General features: G+C 68.4%; 28 protein-coding genes and 1 tRNA gene. 8 read left to right on the top strand and 21 right to left on the bottom strand.

Annotated features, from left to right (window positions below):
• The first annotated feature begins 1 nt into the window (after position 1).
• Entirely contained in the window at positions 2 to 898 is an 897-nt protein-coding gene (gene truB / locus E3U25_RS20295; RefSeq protein WP_116223217.1) for a tRNA pseudouridine(55) synthase TruB, read from the top strand.
• On the opposite strand, the gene E3U25_RS20290 is transcribed toward truB, so the two are convergent.
• From E3U25_RS20290 to E3U25_RS20250, 9 genes are all read right to left on the bottom strand, one after another.
• Positions 895 to 1,731 (bottom strand): isocitrate lyase/PEP mutase family protein, encoded by an 837-nt coding sequence (locus E3U25_RS20290; protein ID WP_116223218.1) that lies wholly within the window; start codon positions 1,729 to 1,731, stop codon positions 895 to 897. The two genes, truB and E3U25_RS20290, sit on opposite strands and share 4 nt — an antisense overlap.
• Before the next feature lie 110 nt (positions 1,732 to 1,841).
• Positions 1,842 to 2,780, bottom strand: coding sequence for an MBL fold metallo-hydrolase (locus E3U25_RS20285; RefSeq protein WP_116223219.1), 939 nt, complete (start codon positions 2,778 to 2,780; stop codon positions 1,842 to 1,844).
• Positions 2,781 to 2,851: 71 nt separating this feature from the next.
• Positions 2,852 to 3,499 carry an RluA family pseudouridine synthase gene (locus E3U25_RS20280; protein ID WP_116223220.1) on the bottom strand — a complete coding sequence of 216 codons (648 nt, stop codon included), beginning with the start codon at positions 3,497 to 3,499 and terminating at the stop codon, positions 2,852 to 2,854.
• Complete coding sequence (locus E3U25_RS20275) at positions 3,496 to 4,122, bottom strand: LysE family translocator (protein ID WP_116223221.1); 627 nt, start codon at positions 4,120 to 4,122, stop codon at positions 3,496 to 3,498. The genes E3U25_RS20280 and E3U25_RS20275 overlap by 4 nt, the downstream gene beginning before the upstream one ends.
• 49 nt (positions 4,123 to 4,171) lie before the next feature.
• On the bottom strand, positions 4,172 to 4,567 hold the full coding sequence (locus tag E3U25_RS20270; RefSeq protein ID WP_036753757.1) for a GFA family protein: 396 nt from the start codon (positions 4,565 to 4,567) through the stop codon (positions 4,172 to 4,174).
• Positions 4,494 to 4,997, bottom strand: a complete 504-nt coding sequence (locus E3U25_RS20265) for a GAF domain-containing protein (RefSeq protein WP_116223222.1) — start codon at positions 4,995 to 4,997, stop codon at positions 4,494 to 4,496. Before E3U25_RS20265 ends, E3U25_RS20270 begins: the two co-directional genes overlap by 74 nt.
• Positions 4,998 to 5,379: 382 nt before the next feature.
• Positions 5,380 to 6,201 (bottom strand): NAD-dependent epimerase/dehydratase family protein, encoded by an 822-nt coding sequence (locus tag E3U25_RS20260; protein WP_116223223.1) that lies wholly within the window; start codon positions 6,199 to 6,201, stop codon positions 5,380 to 5,382.
• Positions 6,198 to 7,052 carry a glycosyltransferase gene (locus E3U25_RS20255; RefSeq protein WP_116223224.1) on the bottom strand — a complete coding sequence of 285 codons (855 nt, stop codon included), beginning with the start codon at positions 7,050 to 7,052 and terminating at the stop codon, positions 6,198 to 6,200. Before E3U25_RS20255 ends, E3U25_RS20260 begins: the two co-directional genes overlap by 4 nt.
• Positions 7,049 to 8,266, bottom strand: coding sequence for an NAD-dependent epimerase/dehydratase family protein (locus E3U25_RS20250; protein ID WP_036753747.1), 1,218 nt, complete (start codon positions 8,264 to 8,266; stop codon positions 7,049 to 7,051). Before E3U25_RS20250 ends, E3U25_RS20255 begins: the two co-directional genes overlap by 4 nt.
• A gap of 153 nt (positions 8,267 to 8,419) precedes the next feature.
• Here E3U25_RS20250 and E3U25_RS20245 point away from each other — a divergent pair, with 153 nt between their 5' ends.
• The 6 genes from E3U25_RS20245 to E3U25_RS20220 all read left to right on the top strand — a co-directional run bounded on the left by E3U25_RS20245 (position 8,420) and on the right by E3U25_RS20220 (position 12,558).
• Entirely contained in the window at positions 8,420 to 8,866 is a 447-nt protein-coding gene (locus tag E3U25_RS20245; protein ID WP_024842801.1) for an RrF2 family transcriptional regulator, read from the top strand.
• A 155-nt stretch (positions 8,867 to 9,021) separates the two neighbouring features.
• Positions 9,022 to 9,870: a shikimate dehydrogenase gene (locus E3U25_RS20240; protein WP_116223225.1), complete on the top strand. Its 849-nt coding sequence runs from the start codon at positions 9,022 to 9,024 to the stop codon at positions 9,868 to 9,870.
• Positions 9,867 to 10,463, top strand: a complete 597-nt coding sequence (coaE, locus tag E3U25_RS20235; RefSeq protein ID WP_116223226.1) for a dephospho-CoA kinase — start codon at positions 9,867 to 9,869, stop codon at positions 10,461 to 10,463. Before E3U25_RS20240 ends, coaE begins: the two co-directional genes overlap by 4 nt.
• Complete coding sequence (gene dnaQ, locus E3U25_RS20230) at positions 10,456 to 11,175, top strand: DNA polymerase III subunit epsilon (protein ID WP_036753738.1); 720 nt, start codon at positions 10,456 to 10,458, stop codon at positions 11,173 to 11,175. The genes coaE and dnaQ overlap by 8 nt, the downstream gene beginning before the upstream one ends.
• A 76-nt stretch (positions 11,176 to 11,251) precedes the next feature.
• On the top strand, positions 11,252 to 12,130 hold the full coding sequence (locus tag E3U25_RS20225; protein ID WP_036753735.1) for a YihY/virulence factor BrkB family protein: 879 nt from the start codon (positions 11,252 to 11,254) through the stop codon (positions 12,128 to 12,130).
• A 35-nt stretch (positions 12,131 to 12,165) separates the two neighbouring features.
• A complete protein-coding gene (locus E3U25_RS20220; RefSeq protein WP_116223227.1) occupies positions 12,166 to 12,558 on the top strand; it encodes a GFA family protein in 393 nt (130 codons plus the stop codon).
• Positions 12,559 to 12,563: 5 nt separating this feature from the next.
• Here E3U25_RS20220 and E3U25_RS20215 read toward each other — a convergent pair whose 3' ends face one another.
• From E3U25_RS20215 to E3U25_RS20200, 4 genes are all read right to left on the bottom strand, one after another.
• Positions 12,564 to 13,196, bottom strand: a complete 633-nt coding sequence (locus E3U25_RS20215) for a LysE family translocator (RefSeq protein WP_072462152.1) — start codon at positions 13,194 to 13,196, stop codon at positions 12,564 to 12,566.
• Between the two features lie 359 nt (positions 13,197 to 13,555).
• Positions 13,556 to 15,337, bottom strand: a complete 1,782-nt coding sequence (locus E3U25_RS20210; protein WP_072462153.1) for a histidine kinase dimerization/phosphoacceptor domain -containing protein — start codon at positions 15,335 to 15,337, stop codon at positions 13,556 to 13,558.
• Between the two features lie 9 nt (positions 15,338 to 15,346).
• Positions 15,347 to 15,940 (bottom strand): RNA polymerase sigma factor, encoded by a 594-nt coding sequence (locus E3U25_RS20205; protein WP_036753724.1) that lies wholly within the window; start codon positions 15,938 to 15,940, stop codon positions 15,347 to 15,349.
• A gap of 5 nt (positions 15,941 to 15,945) precedes the next feature.
• The gene (locus E3U25_RS20200; RefSeq protein ID WP_019352327.1) at positions 15,946 to 16,092 is read right to left on the bottom strand and encodes a NepR family anti-sigma factor; all 147 of its coding nucleotides are present in this window, start codon (positions 16,090 to 16,092) and stop codon (positions 15,946 to 15,948) included.
• Between the two features lie 93 nt (positions 16,093 to 16,185).
• Between E3U25_RS20200 and E3U25_RS20195 the strand changes: the two genes are divergently transcribed.
• Positions 16,186 to 16,989 (top strand): response regulator, encoded by an 804-nt coding sequence (locus tag E3U25_RS20195; protein ID WP_072462154.1) that lies wholly within the window; start codon positions 16,186 to 16,188, stop codon positions 16,987 to 16,989.
• Positions 16,990 to 17,110: 121 nt separating this feature from the next.
• Here E3U25_RS20195 and E3U25_RS20190 read toward each other — a convergent pair whose 3' ends face one another.
• From E3U25_RS20190 to fdnG, 8 genes are all read right to left on the bottom strand, one after another.
• Entirely contained in the window at positions 17,111 to 18,076 is a 966-nt protein-coding gene (locus E3U25_RS20190; protein ID WP_116223228.1) for an NAD(P)H-dependent flavin oxidoreductase, read from the bottom strand.
• Between the two features lie 84 nt (positions 18,077 to 18,160).
• Entirely contained in the window at positions 18,161 to 19,216 is a 1,056-nt protein-coding gene (locus E3U25_RS20185) for an aldo/keto reductase (protein WP_116223229.1), read from the bottom strand.
• 20 nt (positions 19,217 to 19,236) lie between these two features.
• Positions 19,237 to 19,332 (bottom strand) — tRNA-Sec (locus E3U25_RS20180).
• Position 19,333: 1 nt separating this feature from the next.
• Positions 19,334 to 21,265 carry a selenocysteine-specific translation elongation factor gene (gene selB, locus E3U25_RS20175; RefSeq protein WP_116223230.1) on the bottom strand — a complete coding sequence of 644 codons (1,932 nt, stop codon included), beginning with the start codon at positions 21,263 to 21,265 and terminating at the stop codon, positions 19,334 to 19,336.
• Positions 21,266 to 21,284: 19 nt separating this feature from the next.
• The gene (gene fdhE, locus E3U25_RS20170) at positions 21,285 to 22,193 is read right to left on the bottom strand and encodes a formate dehydrogenase accessory protein FdhE (protein ID WP_116223231.1); all 909 of its coding nucleotides are present in this window, start codon (positions 22,191 to 22,193) and stop codon (positions 21,285 to 21,287) included.
• A gap of 24 nt (positions 22,194 to 22,217) precedes the next feature.
• Positions 22,218 to 22,904 (bottom strand): formate dehydrogenase subunit gamma, encoded by a 687-nt coding sequence (locus E3U25_RS20165; RefSeq protein WP_114536060.1) that lies wholly within the window; start codon positions 22,902 to 22,904, stop codon positions 22,218 to 22,220.
• Positions 22,904 to 23,902, bottom strand: coding sequence for a formate dehydrogenase subunit beta (gene fdxH / locus E3U25_RS20160; protein ID WP_072462160.1), 999 nt, complete (start codon positions 23,900 to 23,902; stop codon positions 22,904 to 22,906). Before fdxH ends, E3U25_RS20165 begins: the two co-directional genes overlap by 1 nt.
• Positions 23,899 to 26,370, bottom strand: coding sequence for a formate dehydrogenase-N subunit alpha (gene fdnG, locus E3U25_RS20155; protein WP_477619960.1), 2,472 nt, complete (start codon positions 26,368 to 26,370; stop codon positions 23,899 to 23,901). Before fdnG ends, fdxH begins: the two co-directional genes overlap by 4 nt.
• Positions 26,371 to 26,382: the final 12 nt, after the last annotated feature.

Genomic DNA, 26,382 nt, shown 5'->3' with positions numbered 1-26,382 from the left:
AATGGCGCGAAAAAAGGGACGCGAGATCCACGGTTGGCTGATCGTGGACAAGCCGGCGGGCATCGGCTCGACCGATGTGGTCAGCAAGGTCCGCTGGGCGCTGGACGCGAAGAAGGCCGGCCATGCCGGGACGCTGGACCCGGGCGCGACCGGCGTGCTGGCCGTGGCGCTGGGAGAGGCGACCAAGACCGTGCCGATCCTGGCCGAGGCGCTGAAAGCCTATGACTTCACCGTGGCCTGGGGCGCCGAAACCGCAAGTGACGACGCCTCGGGCCAGGTGGTCAAAACCAGCGACGCGCGCCCGAACGAGGCGGCGATCCGCGCCGCGCTGCCGGAGTTCACCGGCGAGATCATGCAGGTTCCCCCTGCCGTCTCGGCCGTGCGCGTCGATGGCGCGCGGGCCTATGACCTGGCGCGCGAGGGCGAGGTGGTGGAGCTGGCCGCCCGGCCGCTCTGGGTGGAATCGCTGGAGCTGCTGGGCGCGACCCGCGACAGTGCCGCGCTGCGCATGGTCTGCGGCAAGGGCGGCTATGTGCGCAGCATCGCCCGCGACCTGGGCCGCAAGCTGGGCTGCCTGGGCCATGTCGCGCAGCTGCGCCGCATCTGGTCGGGGCCGTTCGAGGCCGATGACGGCATCGCCTTCGACCGAATCGACCGCGCCAACCAGGCTGAGATCGAGGCGGCGCTGCTGCCCCTGCAATCCGCGCTGGCCGACCTGCCCGAGATGCAGGCGACCGAGATCGGCGCCACCCGCATCCTGAACGGCAATCCCGGCCAGGTGCTGGGCCATGCCGAATTCGGCGAGGAGGTCTGGGTCAGCCGCAATGGCCGCGCGCTCTGCATTGGCCGCTACATGGGCGGCGAGGTGCAGCCCTCGCGCGTGTTCAACCTGGGCTAGATCCCCCCGTCGCCCGGCGCCATGATCCGGGCGACCGTCGCGCCGGGCAGGGCCTCGGCGGCATAGGTGAAGGTGCCGGCGGATCGGACCTCCTGGGCGGCACGCATCAGCGCACCCAGCGCCGCCCGCGCGAAAGAGCCGCCGACGCTGATCCGCCGCACCCCGGCCTGCGCCAGCTCGGCCACCGACCAGGTCGGGCCCTTCAGCCCCATGACCACGTTGACGGGCTTGTCCACCGCGGCGCAGACCGTGCGGATCGCCTGCAGGTCCGGCAGCCCCGGCGCATAAAGCACATCCGCCCCGGCGGCGGAAAAGGCTTGCAGTCGCCGGATCGTGTCGCCCAGGTCGGGGCGGTCCCAAAGGAAGTTCTCGGCCCGCGCCGTCAGCAGGAAGGGCAGGCCCCGCGCCGCCTCTGCCGCGGCCTGGACGCGCTCGACCGCCAGGGACAGGTCGTGGATCGGATTGGCGGCATCGCCCGTCGCATCCTCGATCGAGCCGCCGACCAGCCCGACTTCGCAAGCCAGCCGGATGGTTTCGGCGCAGGTCTCGGGCGCGGCGCCGAAACCGTCCTGCAGATCGGCCGAGACCGGCAGCTTGGTCGCGCGCACGATCTCGGCGGCGTTGTCCAGGATCTCGTCGCGCACGAGACCGGCGATGGAATCCAGCTTGCCCCTGGAAAAGGCATAGCCGGCGCTGGTCGTGGCCAGCGCCTGGAATCCCAGGCTCGCCAGCAGCCGCGCTGAGCCGGCATCCCAGGGGTTGGGCATGACGAAGGCGCCATCCCCCTGGTGCAGCGCCTTCAGCGCCTCGAACCTGGCCTGTTGATCTGGCATCGCGCCTCTCCTGCAAGAACTCCACGCATGAGCCTAGCAGGACGGAACAAATTGTGAACGATTTTCTCGGCCCCTGTCGGGCCACGGAGCCTGCCGTGGCGCGAAGGCCGTCAGCCGGCGAATTGATAGGTCGCGGGCACGAAGCGATAGGAACCCTCGCCGTTCGGGGCGATGAAACCCAGCGCCGGGAAGGGCATGTGATAGCCGATGAAGGGGATCCTCTGTTCGGCCAGCCGGGCCAGCACCGCCTGGCGGGTGGCCGCGCCCTGGTCCTTGTCCACGTCGAAGCGCACATGCCAGGCCGGGCGCTGCACCGAATAGACATAGTGGTTGAAGCTGTCGCCGGTGATCAGCAGCCGCTGCCCGTCGCTTTCCAGCAGATAGGTGGTATGGCCGGGGGTGTGGCCATGCGCCTGCTCGGCCTTGATGCCGGGCAGGATTTCCTCGGTCCCCTCGATCTGCTGCGCCTTGTCGAGCAGCGGCACCACCTTGGCGGTATAGGCCTCGCTGGGATTGGCCGCCCAATAGTCGTTCTCGGGGCGGGGCAGGATCAGCTGGGCGTTGGGAAAGGCCGGGCTGTCGCCATCCATCAGCCCGCTGACATGGTCGCCATGCATATGGGTCAGCACGACATGGGTCACGTCCTCGGGCTTGACGCCGGCCTGCGCCAGCGAGGCGGCGTTGTTCGCGGGAACCATGCCCGCGTCGAACAGCACCAGCGCATCGGCGGTGCGCACCAGCGTCATGGTATAGGAGCCGCCGCTGCGGTCGGCGGGAATGAAATTCTCGGCACTGAGGCTTTCGAACTCGGCCGGCTCGGCATTCAGGCCGAAGGTCTCGATCGGGTTGTCGCTCATGCCGCCGCCGCCCAGCAGCGTCGTCACCTGGAAGCCGCCCAGCTGGATGGTGTGGGCCCGGCCCGGAAAGGCCGGCGCCTCGGCCGCAGGCTGGGCGGGGGCGGTCTGGGCATGGGCCGGCAGCACCAGCGCCATGGGCAAGGCGCCGCCCAGCATCATGGCACCGCGGCGGGTCATATCGGTCCTGAACATCTCTCCCTCCTCGTTGGTTCTTTTGCAAGCTTACGCGAGGGCGGCGGGTTCGGGCATGAAACCTGCGTGAACTAGAACGGGGCGGGCGCGGTAAAGCCTTGCATCACCCCGGTTTCGGGATGCTTGAAGCGCAGGCTTTCGGCATGCAGCATCAGCCGCGGGAAATCCGCCGCCGCGCCGGTGGCATAAAGCGGATCGCCCAGGATCGGATGGCCCAGCGCGGCCATATGCACGCGCAGCTGGTGGCTGCGGCCGGTGACGGGCATCAGCCGCACCCGCGTCTCGGCATCGCTGGCCTTGACCACCCGCCATTCGGTCTGCGCCGGCCGGCCCTGTTCGTGATCGACCTTCTGCCGCGGGCGGTTCGGCCAGTCGACGATCAGCGGCAGGTCCACCGTCCCGGTCTTCGGCTCGAGCCGGCCCCAGAGCCGCGCGACATAGGTCTTTTTCGTCCGCCGATCCTCGAATTGCTTGGACAGGTGGCGCTGCGCATGCGGCGTCAGGGCAAAGACCATGACGCCCGAGGTGTCCATGTCCAGCCGATGCACCAGCAACACGGTCGGGAAGGCGGCGCGCAGCCGCTCGATCAGGCAATCGGCGCGATCCTCGCCGCGGCCGGGGACCGAAAGCAGGCCCGCCGGCTTCTCGACCACCAGGATCTCGTGATCGGCATGGATCACGCGCGGCTGTTGGTCGGTGGGCTGGTAGAGGAAGCTCATTTCCAGACCAGCCGCAGGGCAAGGCCCGCGAACATCACCGCGGCGATGCGGTTCACGATGCCCAGCCGCTTGCCGATCACATGGCCGGCCAAGCCGCCGACCACGCCGTAACCTATCGTCACCAGCGTGCCCGACAGGGTGAACATCAGCCCCAGCCCCAGGATCTGCTGCCAGACCGGGCCGTATTCCGGCTTGGTGAATTGCGGCAGGAAGGCCAGCAGGAACAGCACCGGCTTGGGGTTGAGCAGGTTCGACAGCGCGCCGCGGCGGATGATGTTCCAGGGCCGGCTGGCGGCACGGGCGCGGGGATCGACCTCGCCCGCGTTCCAGCTTTTCCAGGCCAGGAACAGCAGATAGGCGGCGCCGACATATTTGATCGCGACCAGCGCGCCGGGATGGGCGGCGACCAGCGCGCCAAGGCCCACGGTCGCCATCGCCACATGGCAGATCACGCCCAGCCCGACGCCGAAACCGGCCAGCGCGCCCGCACGCGGCCCGTTCTGGATGCCGCAGGCGCTGGCGAAGAACACGTCCTGCCCCGGCGCCAGGTTCAGCACCAATGCCCCGGCCATGAAGGCCAGCAGCTGTTGCAGCGGAAAATTCGCCAAGGTGTCCCAGATCATCGCGCGCCCCCTTTTCCTGCCGCCTAGGCCGGGCGGCGCGGCGCGTCAACTATTCGCGCGGGTCTTGCGGCAGCCCGTCGGCGATGTCGTAATAGTCGCCCTTGTCGGCGACGAAGATATGGCCCAGCAGCCGCAGCCCGGTCGGGCTGTCGATGGCGCCCGCCGCCACGTCGATGATGTCCGAGCCGTCGCGCTGCCAGAACAGCGAGCTGCCGCAGTCCGGGCAAAAGCCGCGCCGGGCGAAGTCCGAGGCGCGATACCATCTGGGCTCGCCCTCGATCTCCAGCGAGCTGGGCAGGATCGCCGCCCAGTAATGCCCCGACCAGCGCCGGCACTGGCTGCAATGGCAGGCCTTCAGGTCGTTCGTGGCGTCATGGGTGCCGCGGAACCGGATCGCGCCGCAAAGGCAATGGCCGGTAAACGCGGTCACGTCCGAATGTGTCATCCAGGATCTCCTGCAAGCGGTCGGCATCGTCCTGCGTGAAAGCGTCCGGGCGGTCGCTGTCGATGTCAAGCACGCCGATCAGCCGCTCGTCCTTGCCCACCACCGGGATCACCAGTTCCGAGCGGGTCGAGCTGGCGCAGGCGATATGGCCGGGAAACGCCTCGACATCGGGCACCAGCTGGACCTGCCGCGTCCGCGCCGCGGCACCGCAGACCCCGCGCGAGAACGGGATCACCAGGCAGCCGTGGCCGCCCTGGTAGGGGCCGATCTTCAGCATCTTGGGCGCGGTGACGCGATAGAAGCCGGTCCAGTCGAAGCGCGCGTCCGAGTGGTGGATTTCGCAGGCCAGCGTCGCCATCAGCGCGACCTCGTCGGTCTCGCCATGGGTCAGGGCGCGGATGCGGGCGGCAAGGTCGTCGTAATCGGGCATGGCGCCAGACTAGCCCGGCGCGGCGGTCCTGTCACGGGGCTGCCTTCTCAGCCGGGCACGCGCCTATAGCTGCGGGGCCGCACCAGCGGCACCCCGGCGGGGTATCGCCGGGCCGCAGCCGCCAGCAGGTCAGAAAATGCCACAGCCGATCACCTGCGCCAGAACCGCCCAAGAACAGCGGGACGAAGCCGACGGCTCGCAGGGGCATGTCGCCAGGCATGACCAGGACCGAGCGGGCAAGGAAGCAACCGGCCATCACCGCAAAGGACAGGCAGAACGGGATGGAAAGGATCGCATGGGGCAGACCAACCAGAACAGGCCGCGGATTGGCGCAAAGGCGCATCTTGCCGCAACCGGCGGGAATCGGGTCTGGGAAATTCTGCTATGGTTGCAGGTCGTCCAGGATCGCCGGCAGATCCCGGTGCAGCAGCGCCATGCCGCCCGGCTGCCAGCCCAGCGCCTGCAACCGCGCGCAAAGCGGACGGCGCAGCGCGGCGGCATCGGCGCGCGCGGGCAGGGGCGTGGCGCAGCCGGTCAGGCGGGCGACCTCGGCCAGCAGGTCGCGGCGGTCCAGCACCAGGTCGCTGGCATTGTAGCTGCCAGCCATGGCGGGATCCTCCAGCACCAGCAGCACGGCGCGGGCCAGGTCGGCGCCATGCAGCTCAGTCGCGACGCGGGGGGGCGGGGTGGTGCCGCGCAGGAAATCCCCGATCAGCCTGGCCCATTTCTGCGGCGCGCCCGGACCATAGACCCCGGTCGGGCGCAGGCTGGCGGTCGCGAAATCCGCGCCGGCCATGGCGGCCAGCGCGGCCTCGGCCTCGGCCTTGACCTGGCCGTAAAGGCTGGTCGGGGCCGGTGAAAGCGCGTCGGGCAGCGCCATGCCCTGGGGGTGGCCGTCATGCACGGCGCGCGAGGACAGGAAGACCACCCGCCCGACGCCCTGGTCCCGCGCCGCCCGGAACAGCATCAGCGAGCCGTCCAGGTTGGCGCGGACGAAGCCCTGCGGATCTTCGCCCTCGCCGCCGCGATAGCGGCCGGGGGCGTGCTGGAAGGCGGCATGGACCAGCGCGTCGCAACCGCCCAGCTCGGCCGGGTCGCCCAGGCGCCAGCCGGGCAGGGTGGCAACCTCATGTCCCGCCTGCTCCGCGGCGCGGTGGATCCAGCGCCCGACAAGGCCCGAGGCGCCGGTCAGCGCGATCCTCATGCCACACCGGATGCGCAGCCGGGCGGGGGCGGCAGGTCGCGCGGATCGGGCACCGGCCCGTCGCCGGCATGGGCGCGCCACAGATCGACCAGCGGGCGCAGGGCCTCGGCCTTGGCGTGGTCCTGCCAGGGCTTTTCATATTGGTAATGCAGCACGCGGATGTCCTGCCAGCGCCACAGCTGCGGCAGGTTCAGCCAGACATATTGCAGCATGTTGTCAAAGACCGGCAGCCCGTGCCAGTCCGGGAAATAGCTTTCCAGAAAGGTCTGGTCGGTGCGGCGCCAGAACCGGCCGGGCTGGTCCAGCCGGGCCAGCATGGCGCGGAAGGTCTGTGCCGAGGGCCGGGCGGTGAAGACGCCCGAGTTCAGGCGGTGGAAATCGGCCAGGCTTTCATAGACATTCGGCGCGGCGGAAAATTCCGGGTAGTCGAACAGCCGGTCGATATTCTGCAGCACGATGGCATCGGCGTCGATGAACACCACGCGGTCGTAATCCAGCTGCCACAGCCGCAGCTTGGCGAAATTGTCCAAGGGCGTATGGAAGGGCGGCTTTTCGCCCTTGGTGAAGGGCGCGGCGCCGTGCAGCCGGTCGCGGGCGTGCAGGGCGTTGAACCCCTCGGAGGTGGGCAGCAGGTCCACCCGCACCGAGCGTACGTCCAGCGCCCGCAGCGCCTCGACCGCGTCGGGGGGCAGGTCGGTGTAAAGCAGGACCAGGTCGGCGCTGGTCCCGGTCCGGCGCAGCGACCGGAACAGCGCCGCCGCCCCGGTCGCATAGTCGGGATTGGTCGCCAGCGTGACAAAGGCGCGGCCGGACCGCGCCTTGCCCTGGGGGTGAATGCCTTCGGGGATCACGATACCGAACGCAGCCTCTTGCCTTCGGGATCATGCTCGACCCGCTGGGCGATGTCGCGGGTCCAGGCCGAGACGGCGGGCACGCGCGAGCGGTCGATGCGATGGGCATATCTGCGCGCCACGTCGACCACCTCGGAAAGCAGCCCCTCGGCCAGGGTGATGGGCTTGAGGCCCAGCGCCAGGAACTGGTCGTTCTTGACCACCAGCTCGTTCTCGTCGGCCTCCTTGCGGGGGTTGGGTAGATAGGCGACCTCGGCCCCGGTCATGCGGGCGACCAGCTCGGCCAGGTCGCGGACGCGATGCGTCTCGGTCATCTGGTTGAAGATGCGCACCCGCTCGCCGGCGGGCGGGGCGTCCCGCAGCGCCAGCTCGATGCAGCGCACCGAATCCTGGATGTGGATGAAGGCGCGGGTCTGGCCGCCGGTGCCATGCACGGTCAGCGGATGGCCGATGGCGGCCTGGATCAGGAAGCGGTTCAGCACCGTGCCATAGTCGCCGTCATAGTCGAAGCGGTTGATCAGCTGCTCGTGCCGGCGGGTCTGGTCGGTATGGGTGCCCCAGACGATGCCCTGGTGCAGGTCGGTGATGCGCAGCCCGTCGTTCTGGGCATAGAACTGGAACAGGATCTGATCGAGGCTCTTGGTCATGTGATAGACCGAGCCGGGCCGGGTCGGATACAGGATCTGCTGCGCGCGCGGGCCGGCGGGCGTCTCGATGGAGACGTCCAGATAGCCTTCCGGGATCGGGGCGCCGATGGTGGAATAGCCATAGACCCCCATGGTGCCCAGATGCACCAGATGCGCGTCGATGCCGGTTTCCACCAGCGCCGCCAGCAGGTTGTGCGTGGCGTTGATGTTGTTGTTGACCGTATAGACCTTGTGGCGGTCGGTCTTCATCGAATAGGGCGCGGCGCGCTGTTCGGCGAAATGGATCACCGCGTCGGGGCGATGCTCGGCCAGCCAGGCTTTCAGCCGCTCGTATTCCGTGGCCAGGTTCAGCAGGTGGAAATGGATCCGCCGCCCCGTCTCCTGGTGCCAGATCCGGCAGCGTTCCTGGATCGAATCCATCGGTGTCAGGGACTGCACGCCCAGCTCGGTGTCGATCCAGCGCCGCGACAGGTTGTCCAGGATGTGAATGTCATGGCCCAGATTGGACAGGTGCAGGGCGGTCGGCCAGCCGACGAACCCGTCGCCGCCAAGAACTGCGATGCGCATGAGCTACTCCTTGATGTTGCCCCGCAGAAATGCGCGGTCAATGTGACAAAACGATGACGCTTTGGCGATGGTTCCTGAACAGAAGGCGGGGCGCCCTGCAATTTCTTGCCGAAATCATTGCATGACGGGACGGCGAACACTAAGGATTCCCCTATGATCTCGCAGAAAACGAAATATGCCATCAAGGCGCTGATGGCCCTGGCAGATGAGGTCGCCGCCGGCGGCAATGCCCTGACGATCGAAGAGATCGCGCAGCGTTCCGGCGCGCCCAAGCGTTTTCTGGAACATATCATGCTGGAGCTGCGCAATGCCGGCTATGTCGGCTCGCGCCGCGGCCGGGCTGGCGGCTATGTGCTGATCAAGCGCCCGAACGAGATTTCCATCGGCGAATTGCTGCGCCAGGTGGACGGGCCCATCGCGCCGCTGCCCTGCCTGTCGCGCCGGTCCTATCAGCGCTGCGAGGATTGCACGGACGAGGCGACCTGCCGGCTGCGCCGCATGTTCGGCCAGGTGTTCTGGTCCTATCTGCTGCTGATCGAATCGCTGACGCTGGAGGATCTGGTGGCCGAGGGCGGCCTGCCCGAGATGAGCGTGGTCTGAACGCGACGCCCGGCCGGGGTTGCATTCTTGCCATGGCCCAGGCCGCGAAGGGCGATACGGCTTGACCCCAGGGCAGCCCGATAGCAGTTGTGACATGACATTCGATCCATCCCGATGCCGGGGCGACGCCCCCGAGAAAGCACCGCAGGTCTGCCATGGTTGACAGTTTGCCCGCCCCCAAGCATGCGCCCCTTGCCGGGGTCATCGGCTGGCCCATCGCGCATTCCCGCTCGCCCCGGCTGCACGGGCATTGGCTGCAGCGCTATGGCATCCCCGGCCATTACGTGCCGCTGCCGGTGATGCCCGAGCATCTGGCCGAGGTGCTGCGCGCCATGCCGCACATGGGCTTCGTCGGCGCCAACGTCACCATCCCGCACAAGGAAAGCGTGCTGGCGCTGGCCGATGTCGTCACCGACCGCGCCGCGCTGATCGGGGCGGCGAACACGCTGATCTTCCGCGCCGACGGCAAGATCCATGCCGACAATACCGACGGCTACGGCTTCATCGCCAATATCCGCCAGCACGCACCGGACTGGATCCCCGGACTGGGCCCGGCGGCGGTGATCGGCGCGGGCGGCGCGGCGCGGGCCGTGGTCGCCTCGCTGCTGGAAAGCGGGGTGCCCGAGCTGCGCATCGCCAACCGCACCCGCATCCGGGCCGAACAGATCCGGTCCGAGTTCGGCGCCAAGGTCGTGGTCTATGACTGGGCGCAGGCCGGCAACATGCTGGAAGGCGCGATGACCGTGGTCAACGCCACCTCGATGGGCATGGAGGGCAAGCCGCCGCTGCGGGTGCCCTTGGACGCGCTGTCGCCGGGCACGCTGGTCACCGACCTGGTCTATACGCCGCTGACGACGCCGTTCCTGGCCGAGGCGCAGGCGCGCGGCTGCGAGATCGTGGACGGGCTGGGCATGCTGCTGCACCAGGCCACGCCCGGCTTCGAGCGCTGGTTCGGCCAGCGCCCCGAGGTCGACGACGAATTGCGCCGGATCGTGCTGGCATGAGCTACCGTCTGGGCCTGACCGGCGGCATCGGCATGGGGAAATCCACCGCCGCGCAGATGTTTCGCGACCTGGGCCATCCGGTCTGGGACGCGGATGCGGCGGTGCATCGGCTTTACGCGCCCGGCGGCGCGGCCGTCGCGCCGGTGGCCGCCGCCTTTCCTGGCGTGCTGCGGGACGGCGGCATCGACCGCGCCGCGCTGCGCGAGGCACTGGCCGCCGACCCCTCGGGCTTTGCCCGGCTGGAGGCCATCGTGCATCCGCTGGTGGCCGAGGACCGCGCCGGCTTCATCGCCGCGCACAAGGACGCGCCCATCGTGGTGCTGGACATCCCCCTGCTGTTCGAGGGCGGGTCCGAGCGCCAGATGGACGGGGTGGCGGTGGTCTCGGCCCCGCCCGAGGTGCAGCGGGCGCGGGTGCTGGCCCGGCCCGGCATGACCGAGGCGGATTTCCAGATGATCCTGTCGCGGCAGATGCCGGATGCGGAAAAGCGCAAGCGGGCGGATTTCCTGATCCCCTCGGACACGCTGGACGGCGCGCGGGCGGCGATCATGGACATCTGCGCCCGGATCATGGCAGAACGGCCCCATGCGTGAGATCGTCCTCGACACCGAAACCACGGGCTTCGACCCCGATACCGGCGACCGCATCGTCGAGATCGGCGCGATCGAGCTGATGAACCACCTGCCCACCGGGCGCACCTTCCACGTCTATATCAACCCCGAGCGCCCGATGCCGCAGGAGGCGTTCGAGGTGCATGGCCTCGGCGACGACTTCCTGCGCGACAAGCCGAAGTTCGCCGAGATCGCGGCGGATTTCGCCGCCTTCATCGGCCAGGACACCCGGCTGGTGATCCACAACGCCAGCTTCGACATGAAATTCCTGAACGCCGAGCTGCGGCTTTGCGGCTTTCCGGTCATGCCCTTCAGCCGCGCGGTCGATACGCTGGAACTGGCGCGCAGCCAGTTCCCCGGCGCGCAGAACTCGCTCGATGCGCTGTGCCGGCGCTTCCGCATCGACAATTCGAACCGCACGCTGCACGGCGCGCTGCTGGACAGCGAGCTTTTGGCCGAAGTCTACCTGGCGCTGCGCGGCGGCCGCCAGCCGGGGCTGGTGCTGGAGACGGGGCCGCTGCACGGCGCCTCGGGTCCGGGCACGGGGGCGCAGGGCGCCGCCGCCCCCAGGGGGCAAAGGCCGCGCCCGCTTGCCCCCCGCATCACCGAGGCCGAGGCCCAGGCCCATGCCGCCTTCGTCGCGAAACTGGGCGAAAAGGCGGTCTGGCTGCGCTATCGGGACGTGAACCACTAGAGGGGCCGGAACCTTTCCCGCGGGGAAGCGGGTTTCCCCGCAGGGCCGGCGACCGAAACGGAAAAGGACGGGAACCTTGATCAGGGATTGGTGGCAGTTCGTCCTGGCGATCTTCGAGCGGATGGACAAGATCCACATGAGCCTGATTGCCGCCGGCGTGGCCTTCTATGCCATGTTCGCTGTCTTTCCCGGAATGGCGGCGCTGTTTGCGCTGTGGGGGCTGTGGAACGACCCCGAGGTGATCGAGCAATACGTCCATACGACGGACGGCTTCATCCCGCAAAGCGCCGCGGACATCATCTATGGCCAGATCAGCGCGCTGGTAGCGGCGGGGCGCACGCAGCTGGGCTGGACCACGGCGATCTCCTTCATCATCGCCACCGTCTCGGCGCGGGCGGGGGTGGACGGGCTGATCCGCGGGCTGAACGCGGCCTATGGCGTGCGCTCGCATTCCACGGTCATGGGCTTCCTGCTGGCCTATGTGCTGACGCTGGTCATCGTGCTGGTGATCGCGCTGGGGCTGCTTACCATCGTCGTGGTGCCCATCGCCTTCAACTTCCTGCCCGACGTGCCCCTGCGCAACTGGCTGATCGGCGCCCTGCCCTGGATGGCGATCTTCTTCATCGTGCTGGTGGTGATCGGCATCCTCTATCGCTATGGGCCGAACGTGAAGACGCCGCGCACGGCGATCTTCACCTGGGGCTCGGTCTTTGCGGCGCTGGCCTGGGCGGCGGCCTCCTATGGCTTTTCGGCCTACCTGGCCAGCTTCAACAGCTACAACCGCATCTATGGCTCGATCGGCGCGGTGATCGCGCTGCTGATGTGGTTCTACCTGGGCGGCTTCACCGTCATGCTGGGGGCGCTGATCAACGTGGAACTGTCCCGCCGCCGCCGCTTCATCGCCGCCAAGAAGCTGCGGCAGGCGACGCGAAAGGACGCGGGCAAGGCATCGTGAACCGCCCGCCCGCCCGATCCTGAAGGAGGCGCGGCATGGACCGTTTCACCGGCGGCTGCCTGTGCGGCCAGGTCAGAATCACCGCATCCGGGCGCCCCTGGCGGGTCGGCCTGTGCCATTGCCTGGACTGCCGCAAGCATCACGGGGCGCTTTTCCACGCCTCGGCGGTGTTTCCGCAGGACGCGGTGACGATCGAGGGCGAGACCCGCGACTACGCCGGGCGGTTCTTCTGCCCCCGCTGCGGCTCGTCCGTCTTTGCCCGCAGCCGGGATGAGGTCGAGGTGAACCTGGGATCGCTGGATGCCCCGGACCAGCTGGTCCCGACCTATGAGCTGTGGACCATCCGCCGCGAAGCCTGGCTGCCGCCGTTTCCGCTTGCCCGGCGATACGAGCGGGATCGGGACGGCCCTGGCCGCTGCGAGGACTAGAGGAGTCAGCGCCGGGTCTCGGCCATCATCCGCAGCGCAAGCCCGGCCAGGACCGTCCCCATCAGCCAGCGCTGCACGACCAGCCAGAACGGCCGGCCGGCCAGGAAGACCGCGATGCTGCCCGCCGCAAGCGCGATGAGCGCGTTCACGCTGACGCTGACGGCGATCTGCGTGGCCCCCAGGGCCAGCGACTGCGCCAGCACGCTGCCCTGGCCGGGCGTCACGAATTGCGGCAGCAAGGACAGATACATGACCGCGATCTTTGGGTTCAGCAGGTTGGTCACGAACCCCATGGCGAAAAGCCTGCGGGCGCTGTCCCTGGGCAGGTCGCGGACCTGAAAGGCCGAGCGCCCGCCCGGCCTGACCGCCTGCCAGGCCAGGTAAAGCAGATAGGCGGCCCCGGCGAGCCGCAGGGCGTCATAGGCATAGGGCACGGCCATGACCAGGGCCGTGATCCCGAAAGCCGCGCAAAGCATGTAGAAGACGAAGCCCAGCGCGACGCCCCCCAGCGAGATCAGCCCCGCCAGCGGCCCCTGGCAGATCGAGCGCGAGACGAGATAGATCATGTTGGGACCGGGCGTCAGCACCATGCCCAGCGAGATGGCGGCAAAGGCCAGCAGGTTCACAGGATCGGGCATGGCGTTTCCTTCGCGGATGGCAAGGCGCCGCAATCGGCCGACTGCGCCGCAGCCATGACGCTAGCAGCCGGCAGGCCGCGCAGCAACGCCGAGCGTCGGCAGGCCGCGCGATTCCGGCGCATCACCTTGCGCCGGGGAAAGCCGCCCGTCCAGCTTTCGCCGGTCGGACCAAGGCCACCGGGAAGCGAACCGCCTCTTCTAACAGGCTGCTGAAAAGGGATTTTGAGAGGGACGCAGCGGAAATCGTTCTGGATCCAGCTGATATCAGCCCGAAAATGGGGTGTTTTCGGCAAATTTGAAGCGGATTTCCCGGTTCCCCGCCCGCGCTGTCCTGTCGCAAGGACTTTTTCAGCAGCCTGCTAATGCCGCGAGCCCGGCCGCGCGGCCGAGGTCAGCACCACCTGCGGCATCTCGGCCCCTTCGCGCTTGTGCAGGTTCTCGACCTGGAAGCGCAGGCGCAGAAGGAAGCGGCCCTCGCCCATCTCCTGCTCGGCCTCGCCTTCCAGCTGGGTGGCGAAGGCCTCGATCAGCTGGCTGCCAAGGCCGGTGCCCTCGGCCAGGCTGCTGGCGCCGATCGAGTTCTCGACCTCCAGCACCGCATGGCCCGGCCCGTCCGCGCGCAGCGAGACGCGCACCCAGGGCTCGGCATCGGGGTCGGAAACGCCGGAATATTTCAGCGCATTGGTGAAAGCCTCGGTCGCCAGCAGGCTCAGCGGCACCGCCTGGTCGGGCATCAGCACCAGGGGCTCCAGCCGGGTGTCTATGCGCAGCCCGGCGCCGGGGCCGACCGAGGCATTGGTCATCTGGTTGATGATGTCGCGGATCAGCCGGTCGGCCTGGACCGAATCCAGATGCTCGGCCTGGTAGAGGTTGCGATAGATCGTCGCCAGCGACGCCACCCGGTCCTGCACCGAACGCAGCACGCGCCGGGCATCGTCATGCTCGATCACCCGGATCTGCATGTTGATGATCGAGGCGATCAATTGCAGGTTGTTCTTGACCCGGTGATGCACCTCTTTCAGCAGCACGGTCTTTTCGTTGACCGCGGCCTCCATCGCCTCTTCGTCGCGGATCAGGATGCGCGCCATGTTGTGGAAGGTCTGGCTCATGTCCTCGATCTCGGCGGGCGCGTCGGCCAGCACCGGCGGCGGGGCCGAGCGGTCGCCGATGGCAAAGCGGCGCATCTGGCTGCGCAGCTCGCGGATATGGCGCAGCACCAGGCGATAGACCGCGAAATAGGCCACGGCCAGCGAGGCGGCCCACAGGATCAGCGGCAGGATCAGCGCCGTGCGCCGGGTGATGTCGATGCCGGTGATGCCGGATTCGGCGCGGTTCCACGACCCCAGCGCATAGACGAGGCCGGGCACCACCGGCACGACGCTGAACACCCGCCGCTCGCCCGAGTTGGAAATGTCGCGGAAGGTCGTCTCGCTGCGCGACAGAAGCGAGGGCAGCGACTTGCCGCGCGGCAGCACCTCGGTGATGTCGCCCGCGCCCTCGCGGTCCGACGAGATCACCTCGCCCTGGTTGTTGAAGGTCAGGATGCGCGCCCCCTCGGTCCCCAGCCCCGAGACATGGGTCGAGCGCAGCAGGTCGTGCGACATCGAGACGGCGATGAAGCCCAGCAGCTCGACCCCGCGGTAAAGCGGCTGGATCACCACCACCACCGCCTTGCCCGTGACCGGCCCGTCGGCGCTGGTCGTGACCAGCGTGCCGGGGCTTTCGCTGAACTGGCGAAAGGCGGATTCGCCGGAAAGGTCGTGCACGCCGCGCACCGAGGAACATTCCGTCACCCCGTCGAGCCGGGTGAAGCCGGCATAGACGAAGTTCACCGTGCGCTGGACCAGGCCGCGCATGATGTCGGAACAGGCCTGCGGCCGGTCCATCGTCTCCAGCACCGCCGGGCCCAGCGCGTCGGCGGTGCCGAGCGCGCTTTGCAACAGCGCCCTTTCCCCGGCGGCGGCGGTGGCAGTGCGGCCCAGAAGCGCGATTTCCGAGGATCGCTGGTATTCGCGCGACAGGTGCAGCGTCTGGATGACCGAGATCAGCCCGATGGGCAGGATCGCCACCGACAAGAGCCCGCCCAGCCGAAAGCCGAGGCCCTTGGTGAATTCCAGCTTGTCCAACAGCCGCCGCAGCACGACGCCATCTCAGCGCAGGATCGGCGTGTTCTGCGCCATCACCGCCAGCGTGGCCCGGTCGGTCATCTCCAGCTCCTCGCCCTCTTCCAGATGCAGAAGCTCGGCCAGCTTGCGCCGGCCGCGATTGGCGCGCGACTTGACGGTGCCGACGGCCACGCCGGTCATCGCCGCCGCTTCCTCGTAGGAAAAGCCCGAGGCGCCCACCAGGATCAGCGCCTCGCGCTGTTCGTCGGGCAATTGCTCGAAGGCGGCGCGGAAATCGTTCAGCGCAAGGCGGCCGTCGTGCTCGGGGCGGGTGGCCTGGCGCGCGGCATGGATGCCGTCGGAATCGCTGACCTCGCGCTTGGTCTTGCGGCGGGCGGAATAGAAGGTGTTGCGCAGGATGGTGAACAGCCAGGCGCGCAGGTTGGTGCCGGGCTGGAACTTGTCGATATGCGTCCAGGCCTTGACGATGGTGTCCTGCACCAGGTCGTCGGCCGAGGCCCCCTCGCGGGTCAGCGACAGCGCGAATGCGCGCAGCGCCGGCAGGTGATCGACCAGTTCGTCCCGAGGATCGCCATGGTCCTGGGAACGGGTCGTCCGCGCCGGTTTTCGATCGGTCATCCGGTTCACTCCTGCTCGCGCAATTTGTCGAGCAGTTGCAGGAACCTGTCGGGTATCTGCTGCGTCGCGTCCTGCTCATAGACGCGGCGCAGATTCTCGTCGATCTGCTTTTCTATGGCTGCTCGCCTGCGTTCCTCACGCCTGGTATTCATTTTTTAGTTATTCCCGGTAATCTTGTGCGCACCTTGCCTAACCGTTACCTATCCGATCAGGTTCCGACACACGACGCTTTTTTCGAGGTAGACATGACCGCAGCGGATCTTGCCCAGTCCATCAGCCGGGAACTGCCCTATCTGCGTCGCTATGCGCGCGCGCTGACCGGCAGCCAGACCGCCGGCGACAATTACGCCGCCGCCACGCTGGAGGCGATCCTGACCGATCGCAGCCTGATGGATGGCGAGGACACCCGCATCGGGCTGTTCCGCACCTTCCACGCCATCTGGCAAAGCTCGGGCCAGCCGGTCGAGCTGGAGGCGCAGACCCCGCGCGAGGCCCGCGCCCAGGCGCATCTGCGCGGCCTGACCCCCAATTCGCGCGAGGCGCTGCTTTTGCGCACCATCGAGGAACTGCGCTACGACCAGATCGCGCAGATCATGCAATGCCCGCAGCCCGAGGCCGAGGAGCTGGTGCAGATCGCCCTGAACGAGATGGGCCAGTCGCTGACCGGCAAAATCATGGTGATCGAGGACGAGACCATCATCGCCATGGACCTGAAGGGCATCGTGCAGGCCATGGGCCACGATGTCACCGGCATCGCCCGCACCCATGCCGCCGCCGTCGACCTGGCGCATCAAAGCCGCCCGGACCTGATCCTGGCCGATATCCAGCTGGCCGACGGCTCGTCCGGGATCGAGGCGGTGAACGAGCTGCTTGCCAGCATGGGCGACATCCCGGTGATCTTCATCACCGCCTTCCCCGAGCGGCTGCTGACCGGCGACCGGCCCGAGCCGGCCTTCCTGATTTCCAAGCCCTATTCCGAGGAACAGGTGCGCTCGGCCGTCAGCCAGGCGATGTTCTTCGCCTCGACCGAGGGGCTGGCGGTGTCCTGACGCACCGCCGCCGCGCCTGGGGGCGCGGTGGGGAGGAGTGTTTGGCAGACGGTGAAAGGCGCGGGCCTTGGCGCCCCGCCGTGCCGTTGCAGGAGTATTTGGGGAACGAAGAAGCCGGGGGTCAGGCGCAGAGGGCGGCGCGGGCTTCGGCATGTTCGCGGGCCAGGCGGTCGATCAGCCGGGCGGCGGGCAGGATTTCGCGCACCGCGCCGATGCCCTGGCCCGAGCCCCAGACCTGGCTCCAGGCCTTGGGCCGCGACGAGGCTTCGGCGAAGTTCATGTCCGACACGTCGCCGCGCTCCAGGCTGGCCGGATCGAGCCCGGCGGCGCGGATCGAGGGCGCGAGGTAATTCCCCGACACCCCGGTGAAGAGCGAGGAGGTGACGACGTCCTCGGCCCCGCAATCCACGATCATGCGCTTGTATTCGGGCTGGGCGTTGGCTTCCTCGGTGGCGATGAAGGGGCTGCCGACATAGGCCAGGTCCGCGCCCATGGCCTGCGCCGCCAGCACCGCGCGGCCGGTGGCGATGGCGCCCGACAGAAGCAGCGGGCCGTCGAACCATTCGCGGATCTCCTGCACCAGGGCAAAGGGCGATTGCGGCCCGGCATGGCCGCCGGCGCCCGCCGCGACCGCGATGAGGCCATCGGCGCCCTTTTCGATCGCCTTCTTGGCAAAGCGGTTGTTGATGACGTCGTGCAGAGCGATGCCGCCGCAGTCATGGGCGGCCGCGTTCACCTCGGGGCGGGCGCCGAGGCTGGTGATCCAGATCGGCACCCGGTGGCGGTGGCAGATCTCGATGTCGCGTTCCAGCCGTGCGTTCGAGCGGTGCACGATCTGGTTCACCGCGAAGGGGGCGGCCGGCTTGTCGGGATTGGCCTGGTTGTGGCGGTCCAGTTCCTCGGCGATGCGGGTCAGCCAGGCGTCAAGCAGCACCGGCTCGCCGTCCTTTTCGCGGGCGTTGAGCGCCGGAAAGCTGCCGACGATCCCGGCCTTGCATTGCGCGATCACCAGTTCGGGCCCCGAGACGATGAACATGGGCGAGGCGACGACGGGGATGCGCAGGTGCGACAGGATCGGGGGCAGCATGAAATCCTCGTGGGGCAGGTGACGCGGGCAGATTGCCCGCGCCGCGCCATGCTGCCAACCCTGCCGTGGCGTCGCGGGGGCGCTTCAGTAGGGCAGCGGGTGGCTGCGGTGCAGCTTGTCGATGCGCTTGAGCGCCTCTGCCGGCAGCCGCAGGTCCAGCCCGGCCAGAAGATGGTCGAGCTGCAAAAGATCGGTCGCGCCGATGATCGGGATGGCGTGGAACGGGCGCTGGCGGGTGAAGGCGATGGCCATGTGGACCGGGTCCAGCCCCAGTTCGGCCGCCAGCCCGTGCCAGGCGGCGACGGCGGCATCGGCGCGGGCGGTGCGCCGCCCGCCCAGGTCGCCCGGTCCCCCATTGGCGCGATCGGTGGCCGCGCGGCTGCCGGCGGGCTCGGCCCCGCCTTGGTATTTCCCGGTCAGCAGCCCCGCCGCCAGCGGAGAATAGGCCAGCAGCGTCACCCCTTCGTTCACCGCCAGTTCAGCCAGGTCGGTGTCGAAGGCGCGATAGAGCAGCGAATATTCGTTCTGGATGCTGGCCATGCGCGGCGCGCCCATGCGTTCGGCCGTGTCGATCCAGCGCGCCGTGCCCCAGGCCGATTCGTTCGACAGGCCGATGGCACGGACCTTGCCGGCGCGCACCGCCTCGTCCAGGGCGCCCAGCACGTCCTGCATATGCGCCAGCGTCGCGGCGCGGTCCTGTTTCGAGGGGTCGTAGCGCCAGTTCTGGCGAAAGGCATAGCTGCCGCGCACCGGCCAGTGCAGCTGGTAAAGATCGATGTAATCGGTCCTGAGCCGCCGGAGCGAGGCGTCGATGGTGCGGCGCAGGATGGCGCCGTCGAAGCCCTCGGCCCGCACCTTGTCGCCGGGGCCGGCGGCCTTGGTGGCGATCTGCACCCGGTCGCGGCCGCCGCGCGCGGACAGCCAGTCGCCGACGATTTCCTCGGTCCGGCCCACGGTCTCGCGCCGCACCGGGTTCACCGGGTAAAGCTCGGCCGTGTCGAGGAAGGTGATGCCGGCGGCCAGCGCGCGGTCCATCTGGGCATGGGCCTGGGCCGCGCCCGTCTGGTTGCCGAAGGTCATCGTGCCCAGGCAGACCGCGCTGACCCGAACCTTGCTGCTGCCAAGCACCGTGCTGTCCATTGCTATCCTTTCGTCGCATCTGGCGGAAGAGAGTGGGAGTCGAACCCACCCGAGACAGGCTCACTGCCCCAACCGGATTTGAAGTCCGGCCGCCCCACCGGGGACGCTTCTCTTCCCTTATTCCCGCTCGTCCGACCCGTCCGGCGTGAACAGGTCGACCCGGTGCGGGTTGATGCGACGAAGATCGCCCCGACGCAAGGTCAGACCGAGACGGTCGAAGAAGTCAAGGATCTGGATCGCCACCTTGCGCCCGTTCCGCACCCGGTCGCGAAAGGCCGGGGCGGTGAACCAGCCGTCGGCGCTGGCGGCGGCGAGGTCGCGGATGATGCCGACCATCTCGACCGTGGTGGCGCGGGCAAAGAAATGGTCATGCGCGATCTGGTCGATGCGGCCCTGGCGCGCGGCCATGCGCAGGATGCGGCGGACCTCGGGTTCCTCGGCGCCGAACGCATGGGCAAAGTCGCGCACGCGGGGCGGGCGAAAGCGGTCCTCGCCGGCAAGCTGCGGCAGGATGCGCTCCAGCAGCGCCTCGTCCTCGGGCGCAAGGCGGGGCAGGTGGCCGGGCAGGCGGATGAAGGCGCCGTCCAGCGCGATGCGGCCCGCCGCCGCCTCGGCGCGCAGGAAGGCGGCGAAATCGGGCTTGGGCAGGCGCGGGTCCAGCATGAGCCGCAGCTTTTCCCGCCCGAGCCCCTGGAGATCGGCATTCTCGGCGTGAAAGGCGGCCAGTTCCGCCTGCATCTGCCGGCGCAGCGCCGCCAGCCGGTCGGGGCCAAGCGCCTGCCGCGTGCCGGGGACGATGGCGATGCCCGAGGCGGCGATGGCGCGGTCAAGCTGGGCTGGGGCCAGCGCGCGGTCGCGGGCAAAGGCGTCCAGGTCGATCAGCGCCGCGCCTGCCAGCGCGGCCAGCGCATCGGCCGGGTCGGGCAGGGCCATGGCGCGCAGCACCGCCAGGCGCTCGGGCCGGGCGCGGTGGCGGGCGGGGGCGCGCAGGTCGATCAGCCGCCCGCCGCCGATGGTGCGCCGGGCCGAGACGTCGCGCAGGATGAAGCGCTCGCCCAGGGTCGCGGCCAGGGGACGGTCGAGGACGAGCTGCGCCAGCCCCTCCTCGCCCGGTGCCAGCGGCCCTTGCAGCGGCACGATGCGGGCGCCGGTTTCCGCCGCGCCCAGATGCAGGCGGGCGGGAAACCAGGTGGCCAGCGGCTTGGGCTCGGTCCCCAGCACGCGCAGGCTGACGTCGATGCGCTGGGTCGGCGCGTGCAGCGCCGGGTCCATCGCCACGTCGCCGCGATGGATCGCATCGCGCGTCACGCCCTCGCCGGCCAGGTTCAGGGCGCAGCGCTGGCCAGCGAGCCCGGCCTCGGCCTTGCGGTTCTGGGCATGGACGGCGCGCACGCGGGCCGGCAGTCCCGTGGGGCTGATGGCGATCTGGTCGCCCGGCGCGACCCGGCCCGACAGCACCGTGCCGGTGACGACGGTGCCCGTCCCGGCCAGGGTAAAGCTGCGGTCGATGGCCATGCGAAAGCGTGCCGCGGCAGCGCGGGCGGCGGTCTGCGCCTCGGCCCGCACCAGCGCGGCGCGCAGGGCGTCGATGCCCGCCCCGGTCAGGGACGAGACCGGAAAGACCGGCGCCCCGGCCAGCCCGGTCGGGGCCAGCAGTTCCGCGATCTGGGCACTCAGGGCGACGATGCGGGCAGGGGGCGCAAGATCGGACTTGGTCAGCGCGACCATGCCGCGGCTGATGCCCAGCAGGTCGAGGATCGCCAGATGTTCGCGCGTCTGCGGCATGATGCCGTCATCGGCGGCGACGACCAGCAGGGCCAGGTCGATGCCGCCGGCCCCGGCCAGCATGGTGTGGACGAATTTCTCGTGCCCCGGCACGTCGACGAAGCCGGTGACGGCGCCGCCGCCCAGGTCGGCATAGGCGAAACCCAGCTCGATGGTGATGCCGCGGGCCTTTTCCTCGGCCAGCCGGTCGGTCTCGATGCCGGTCAGCGCCCGGACCAGCGCGCTTTTACCATGGTCGATATGCCCTGCCGTGCCGACGATCATCGCCCGCGCCGCACCGCCGTCAATAACCGGCCAGGAAGGGGTTGAAGCCGCCCCGCTTCCATTCGGTGTCCCGCATCATCAGGTCGAGGCCAAGGCTGGCCACGTCGTCGGCGATGGGCTCCAGCGATGGGTTGCGGTTCTGATACAGGATCTTGACCCAATGGTCGCATTCGCGGCAGACCTCGGCCTTGACCGTGGCCTCGCCGGTTTCGACCGAGCGATAGCTGATGCCCTTGGTCGAGCCGCAGCAGAGGCATTTTACCCGCACCTCGTTCCACAGGGTCTGGCAGGTGGCGCAGGAACAATAGCGCGCGCCCTCGGCGCCGATGCTTTCGGTCACCAGGCTGGTCGCCGGGCGGCCGCCGCAGGCCGGGCAGATGCCGGTGCGGATCGGCACCAGCTTCTCGGCGTCCAGCGCCGCCGCCTGCATCGCGGCATGGACCTGCAGGGCGGCGGCGGCGAACAGATGCGGGGCCACGCTGTCCTCGGGGATGGTGTCGGCCAGCACATTGTCCATGACCCAGTCGCGATCCGCGGGCTCGGCCGCATGCAAGGCCGCCAGCGCCAGCCGCGCAGGCTCGGGCATGTCCAGCGCCGCCAGCCGCCCAAGCAGCAAGGGCAGCGCCTGCGCCAGCCCCTCGCGCATGGCGTTGCGGTCCAGCGGCGGCATGCGGCTGGCCCGCGCCAGTTCGATCCGCTGGGACGGCGGCGGGTCGGGCGGCGGCAATTCGCGCGCCAGATCAGCCTGCGCCCGGCAAAGCCCGGCCAGGAAACGCAGGTAAGGCGCAAGGTTCGGGCTGTGGCCGGCCAGGAAATCGAACCGCTCGGCGCGGGTCGAGAACAGCGCCGCAGGATCGGGCAGGCGGGCCAGGGGAACCTTGGCGACGCCGCCGATCATCGCGGAATCGGGTTTCAGGGCGGTGGACATGGCTTCCTTTCGGGTCGCTTGCGCCTACTCTGCCGGGCCGCCGCCCTCGCGTCCAGCCACTTCGCGCAGCCATTTGCGATGGTGCCGCCAGGCCCAGCCGCCGGTCACGGTGCCGCGGGTCATGGCCCGGATGGTGCCGCGGGTCCAGATCGCCGCATAGACGTGCAGGATGAAGGTCAGGATGATCGCGACCGCCGCCACCGCATGCACCAGCACCGCCCAGCGCCGCACCGGGATCGAGACCAGATGCGGGAAATATTCCTGCCAGATCATCACGCCCGAGACGATCAGCACCACGATCAGCACCGACATGGCCCAGAAGACGAATTTCTGCCCGGCATTGTATTTGCCAAGCTCGGGCAGCTTTTCCTCTTCGCCGCGGACGACCTCGCCGATACGGCTGACCCAGGTGCGGTCCTCGGGGCGGGGCAGGTTCAGCCGCCACATCTGCAGGAAGAGCAGAAGGAAGCTGAAGAACAGCAGCACGCCCACGAAGGGATGCAGCCAGCGCGTCATCTGCCCGCCGCCGAACAGCCCGGTCAGGAAGTAGAGCGAGGGGTGGAACAGCGCCAGGCCGGACAGCAGCAGCGCGATCAGGCTGGCCGCCGTCACCCAATGGTTCAGCCGGGTGATGCCGCGATAGCGGCTGACCGTCACCGGGCGGCGGCTTTCGATATGGTCGCCCGCTTCGGAGAACATGCGCTTGGCCATCACAGCACCTCCCTTCCCGGCGGAACCGGGGGGTCACGCCCCTCGACCAGTTGCTCGGCATGGGTTTCATCCTCGGCCGAGACCTTGTTGGCGCGCGTCATCAGCCCGTGCAGGACCGAGCCGATGGCCGCGGCGCCGATCGCGGCCAGGCCCAGCGTCTTGGTGACACCCTTCCAGCCCTCGACCACCGGAGAGATGCGCGGCTCTTCCGGCAGGTCGGAGTAAAGCGAGGGCTGGTCGGCATGGTGCAGCACATAGAAGACATGCGTGCCGCCCACCCCTTGCGGGTCGTAGATGCCGGCATTGTCGTAGCCGCGCGACTTCAGGTCGTCGACCCGCGCCTCGGCATGGGCCAGCATGTCCTCCTTGGTGCCGAAGACGATGGCCTGGGTCGGGCAGGCCTTGGCGCAGGCCGGCCCCTGGCCCACCGCCACCCGGTCCGAGCAGAGCGTGCATTTGTAGCTGACATGGGTTTTCTGGCTGATGCGCGGGATGTTGAAGGGACAGCCGGTCACGCAATAGCCGCAGCCGATGCAGTTCTCGTGGATGAAATCCACGATGCCGTTCGAATATTGCACGATGGCGCCGGGGGCCGGGCAGGCCTTCAGGCAGCCCGGATCGGCGCAATGCATGCAGCCGTCCTTGCGGATCAGCCATTCGAAATCGCCGGTCTGCGGGTTCTCGTATTCCGAAAACCGCATCAGGGTGAACATGTCGGGCGTCAGGTCGTGCGGGTTCTCGTAGAGGCCGACGTTCTGCTCGATCTCGGGATAGGTGTCGTTCCATTCGGCGCAGGCCGACTGGCACGCCTTGCAGCCGATGCATTTCGACACGTCGATCAGCTTGGCCACCGGCGTCAATTCGCGCGTCGGCGGCGGCAGGTCGGGCGTGGCCGAGGCGCGGACGACGTCGCCCGGCCCCAGGTTGGCCTGCATCGGTTGCACCGGCGGGTTCGAGACCGCGGTGCGCGGGCTGTCGAGGTTCGGATCGGTCGTCATGACACCGCCTCCCCTGTCGCGGGTTCGATATTGACCAGGAACGCCTTGAACTCGGGCGTTTCCACATTGGCGTCGCCGACGAATGGCGTCAGGCTGTTCGGGCCGAAGCCCTTGCGCGCCGCGCCCATGAAGCCCCAGTGCAGCGGGATGCCGATGACATGCACCAGCTTGTCGCCGCATTGCATCGGCTTCAGTCGCCCCGTCACCAGCGCCTTGGCCTTGACCTCGCCGCGCTTGGACCAGACCCGGACCCAGCCGCCACGCCGGATGCCTTTCTCGGCCGCCAGTTCCTCGCTGATCTCGACGAAGAACTCGGGCTGAAGCGCGGCATTGATGCGGTTGTGCTTGGTCCAGTAATGGAAATGCTCGGTCAGGCGATACGAGGTCGCGGCGATCGGGAACTCTTCGCTGGTGGCGAATTGCTCGGCGTCGCCGACGAAGACCCGCGCCACCGGATTGCCGCGCATCTGCGGGTTGAACACGTTGGCAAGGGGCGATTCGAAGGGCTCCATATGCGTCGGGAACGGCCCGTCGCGCATCATGCCCCGGCTGAACAGGCGCGAGACGCCTTCCTGGTTCATGATGAAGGGGCCGACGTCGCCGGGCTTCGCCGTGGGGGCGATGTCGGGCACGTCATAGCCGGTCCATTTCTCGCCGTCCCATTCCAGCAGCTTGCGCGAGGGATCCCAGGGCCGGCCCTGCAGATCCGCCGAGGCCCGGTTGTAGAGGATCCGCCGGTTCAGCGGCCAGGAAAAGGTCCAGTTGGGATAGGCGCCGGTCTCGTCGGGGTCGGCATTGTCCCGGCGGGCCATGTTGTTGCCGTCCTCGTTCCAGCAGCCGGAATAGATCCAGCAGGCGCCCATGGTGGTGCCATCGTCGCGATACTGGCTGAAGTTCAGCAGCTGCTTGCCCTTGGCGGTCAGCACCTTGGCCGGGTCGGCGGGGTCGCGCACATCCTCCAGCGCGCGGCCGTTCAGCTCCTTGGCCAGTTCCTCGGGCGTCGGCTCGTCGGGGTCGGCATAGTCCCAGGTCAGGTTCAGGATCGGGTCGGGGAAAACCCCGCCTTCGTCCTGGTAGAGCTTTTTCACCCGCAGGAAGATCTGCGCCATGATCCAGGTGTCGTGCCTGGCCTGGCCGGGCGGGGTCGCCGCCGACCAGTGCCATTGCAGCCAGCGACCCGAGTTGACCAGCGCGCCGTCGTCCTCGGCAAAGCAGGACGAGGGCAGTTCCAGCACCTCGGTCTGGATCGAGGCGGTGTCCACGTCGTTGTGTTCGCCGTGGTTTTCCCAGAAATGCGCGGTTTCGGTCGCCAGCGGGTCCATGACCACCAAGAGCTTCAGCTTGCTCAGCGCCGAGGTCAGCTTGGCCCGGTTCGGGAAGGACAGCAGCGGGTTGAAGCCCTGGCAGAAATAGATGTTGACCTGGCCGGCATCCATCAGCTCGAACATGCGCAGGATGTCATAGGTCGGCACATCCAGCTTGGGCAGGTAGTGATAGGCCCAGTCGTTCTCGGCCGTGGCCGCGTCGCCCCACATGGCCTTCATGAAGCTGACCATGAACTTGGGATAGTTCTGCCAATAGCTGGTCTGCCCCGGCCGCAGCGGGGTAAAGCTGCGGCTGGACATGTAGGTCTGCCAGTCCGGCTCCTTCTCGGTCGGGATGTTCAGGTAGCCGGGGATCAGGTTCGACATCAGCCCGATGTCGGTCAGCCCCTGGATGTTGGAATGGCCGCGCAGCGCGTTCATCCCGCCGCCCCGGACGCCGATATTGCCCAGGATCAGCTGCAGCATCGCCATGCCGCGGATGTTCTGCGAGCCCTTGGCGTGCTGGGTCCAGCCCAGCGCATACATCGAGGTCATGGTCTTGTCGGGGGCCGAGCATTCGCCGATCATCTCGGCGATCTTCAGGAAGCGGTCGCTGGGCGTGCCGCAGACCTGCTCGACCAGTTCGGGCGTGTAGCGCGAGACATGTTCCCTGAGCAGGTTCCAGACGCAGCGCGGATGCTCTAGCGTCATGTCCACCTGGGCAAAGCCGTCCTCGCCGATGACATAATCCCAGCTCGACTTGTCATAGTCGCGCTTTTCCGGGTCATAGCCGGTGAACAGCCCGTCGCTCCAGCCGAACTCGTCCTTCACGATGAAGGCGGCGTTGGTGAAGGCTTTCACATAGTCCCATTGCACCTTGTCGTTCTGGATCATCCAGTTGATCAGGCCCATCAGGAAGGCGATGTCCGAGCCGGGACGGATCGGCGCATAGTAGTCCGCCACCGAGGCCGTGCGGGTAAAGCGCGGGTCCACCACGATCAGCCTGGCGCCGCGATTGGCCTTGGCCTCCGTCACCCATTTGAAGCCGCAGGGATGGGCTTCGGCGGCATTGCCGCCCATGACGACCACGAGGTCGGTGTTCTTGATGTCGGTCCAGGAGTTGGTCATCGCTCCACGGCCAAATGTCGGGCCCAAACTGGACACCGTGGGGCCGTG

This window comes from Paracoccus versutus, assembly GCF_029909795.1.
Taxonomy (GTDB): domain Bacteria; phylum Pseudomonadota; class Alphaproteobacteria; order Rhodobacterales; family Rhodobacteraceae; genus Paracoccus; species Paracoccus versutus.
The sequence above is the reverse complement of the archived record's forward strand: the minus strand, read 5'-3'. Positions and strand labels throughout refer to the sequence as shown.

Excerpts from the sequence above, each read along its gene's own strand:
- truB (WP_116223217.1), top strand. The coding sequence starts at position 2 with ATGGCGCGAAAAAAGGGACGCGAGATCCACGGTTGGCTGATCGTGGAC.
- E3U25_RS20290 (WP_116223218.1), bottom strand. The coding sequence starts at position 1,731 with ATGCCAGATCAACAGGCCAGGTTCGAGGCGCTGAAGGCGCTGCACCAG.
- E3U25_RS20285 (WP_116223219.1), bottom strand. The coding sequence starts at position 2,780 with ATGTTCAGGACCGATATGACCCGCCGCGGTGCCATGATGCTGGGCGGC.
- E3U25_RS20280 (WP_116223220.1), bottom strand. The coding sequence starts at position 3,499 with ATGAGCTTCCTCTACCAGCCCACCGACCAACAGCCGCGCGTGATCCAT.
- E3U25_RS20275 (WP_116223221.1), bottom strand. The coding sequence starts at position 4,122 with ATGATCTGGGACACCTTGGCGAATTTTCCGCTGCAACAGCTGCTGGCC.
- E3U25_RS20270 (WP_036753757.1), bottom strand. The coding sequence starts at position 4,567 with ATGACACATTCGGACGTGACCGCGTTTACCGGCCATTGCCTTTGCGGC.
- E3U25_RS20265 (WP_116223222.1), bottom strand. The coding sequence starts at position 4,997 with ATGCCCGATTACGACGACCTTGCCGCCCGCATCCGCGCCCTGACCCAT.
- E3U25_RS20260 (WP_116223223.1), bottom strand. The coding sequence starts at position 6,201 with ATGAGGATCGCGCTGACCGGCGCCTCGGGCCTTGTCGGGCGCTGGATC.
- E3U25_RS20250 (WP_036753747.1), bottom strand. The coding sequence starts at position 8,266 with ATGCGCATCGCAGTTCTTGGCGGCGACGGGTTCGTCGGCTGGCCGACC.
- E3U25_RS20245 (WP_024842801.1), top strand. The coding sequence starts at position 8,420 with ATGATCTCGCAGAAAACGAAATATGCCATCAAGGCGCTGATGGCCCTG.
- E3U25_RS20240 (WP_116223225.1), top strand. The coding sequence starts at position 9,022 with ATGGTTGACAGTTTGCCCGCCCCCAAGCATGCGCCCCTTGCCGGGGTC.
- coaE (WP_116223226.1), top strand. The coding sequence starts at position 9,867 with ATGAGCTACCGTCTGGGCCTGACCGGCGGCATCGGCATGGGGAAATCC.
- dnaQ (WP_036753738.1), top strand. The coding sequence starts at position 10,456 with ATGCGTGAGATCGTCCTCGACACCGAAACCACGGGCTTCGACCCCGAT.
- E3U25_RS20220 (WP_116223227.1), top strand. The coding sequence starts at position 12,166 with ATGGACCGTTTCACCGGCGGCTGCCTGTGCGGCCAGGTCAGAATCACC.
- E3U25_RS20215 (WP_072462152.1), bottom strand. The coding sequence starts at position 13,196 with ATGCCCGATCCTGTGAACCTGCTGGCCTTTGCCGCCATCTCGCTGGGC.
- E3U25_RS20205 (WP_036753724.1), bottom strand. The coding sequence starts at position 15,940 with ATGACCGATCGAAAACCGGCGCGGACGACCCGTTCCCAGGACCATGGC.
- E3U25_RS20200 (WP_019352327.1), bottom strand. The coding sequence starts at position 16,092 with ATGAATACCAGGCGTGAGGAACGCAGGCGAGCAGCCATAGAAAAGCAG.
- E3U25_RS20195 (WP_072462154.1), top strand. The coding sequence starts at position 16,186 with ATGACCGCAGCGGATCTTGCCCAGTCCATCAGCCGGGAACTGCCCTAT.
- E3U25_RS20190 (WP_116223228.1), bottom strand. The coding sequence starts at position 18,076 with ATGCTGCCCCCGATCCTGTCGCACCTGCGCATCCCCGTCGTCGCCTCG.
- E3U25_RS20185 (WP_116223229.1), bottom strand. The coding sequence starts at position 19,216 with ATGGACAGCACGGTGCTTGGCAGCAGCAAGGTTCGGGTCAGCGCGGTC.
- selB (WP_116223230.1), bottom strand. The coding sequence starts at position 21,265 with ATGATCGTCGGCACGGCAGGGCATATCGACCATGGTAAAAGCGCGCTG.
- fdhE (WP_116223231.1), bottom strand. The coding sequence starts at position 22,193 with ATGTCCACCGCCCTGAAACCCGATTCCGCGATGATCGGCGGCGTCGCC.
- E3U25_RS20165 (WP_114536060.1), bottom strand. The coding sequence starts at position 22,904 with ATGGCCAAGCGCATGTTCTCCGAAGCGGGCGACCATATCGAAAGCCGC.
- fdxH (WP_072462160.1), bottom strand. The coding sequence starts at position 23,902 with ATGACGACCGATCCGAACCTCGACAGCCCGCGCACCGCGGTCTCGAAC.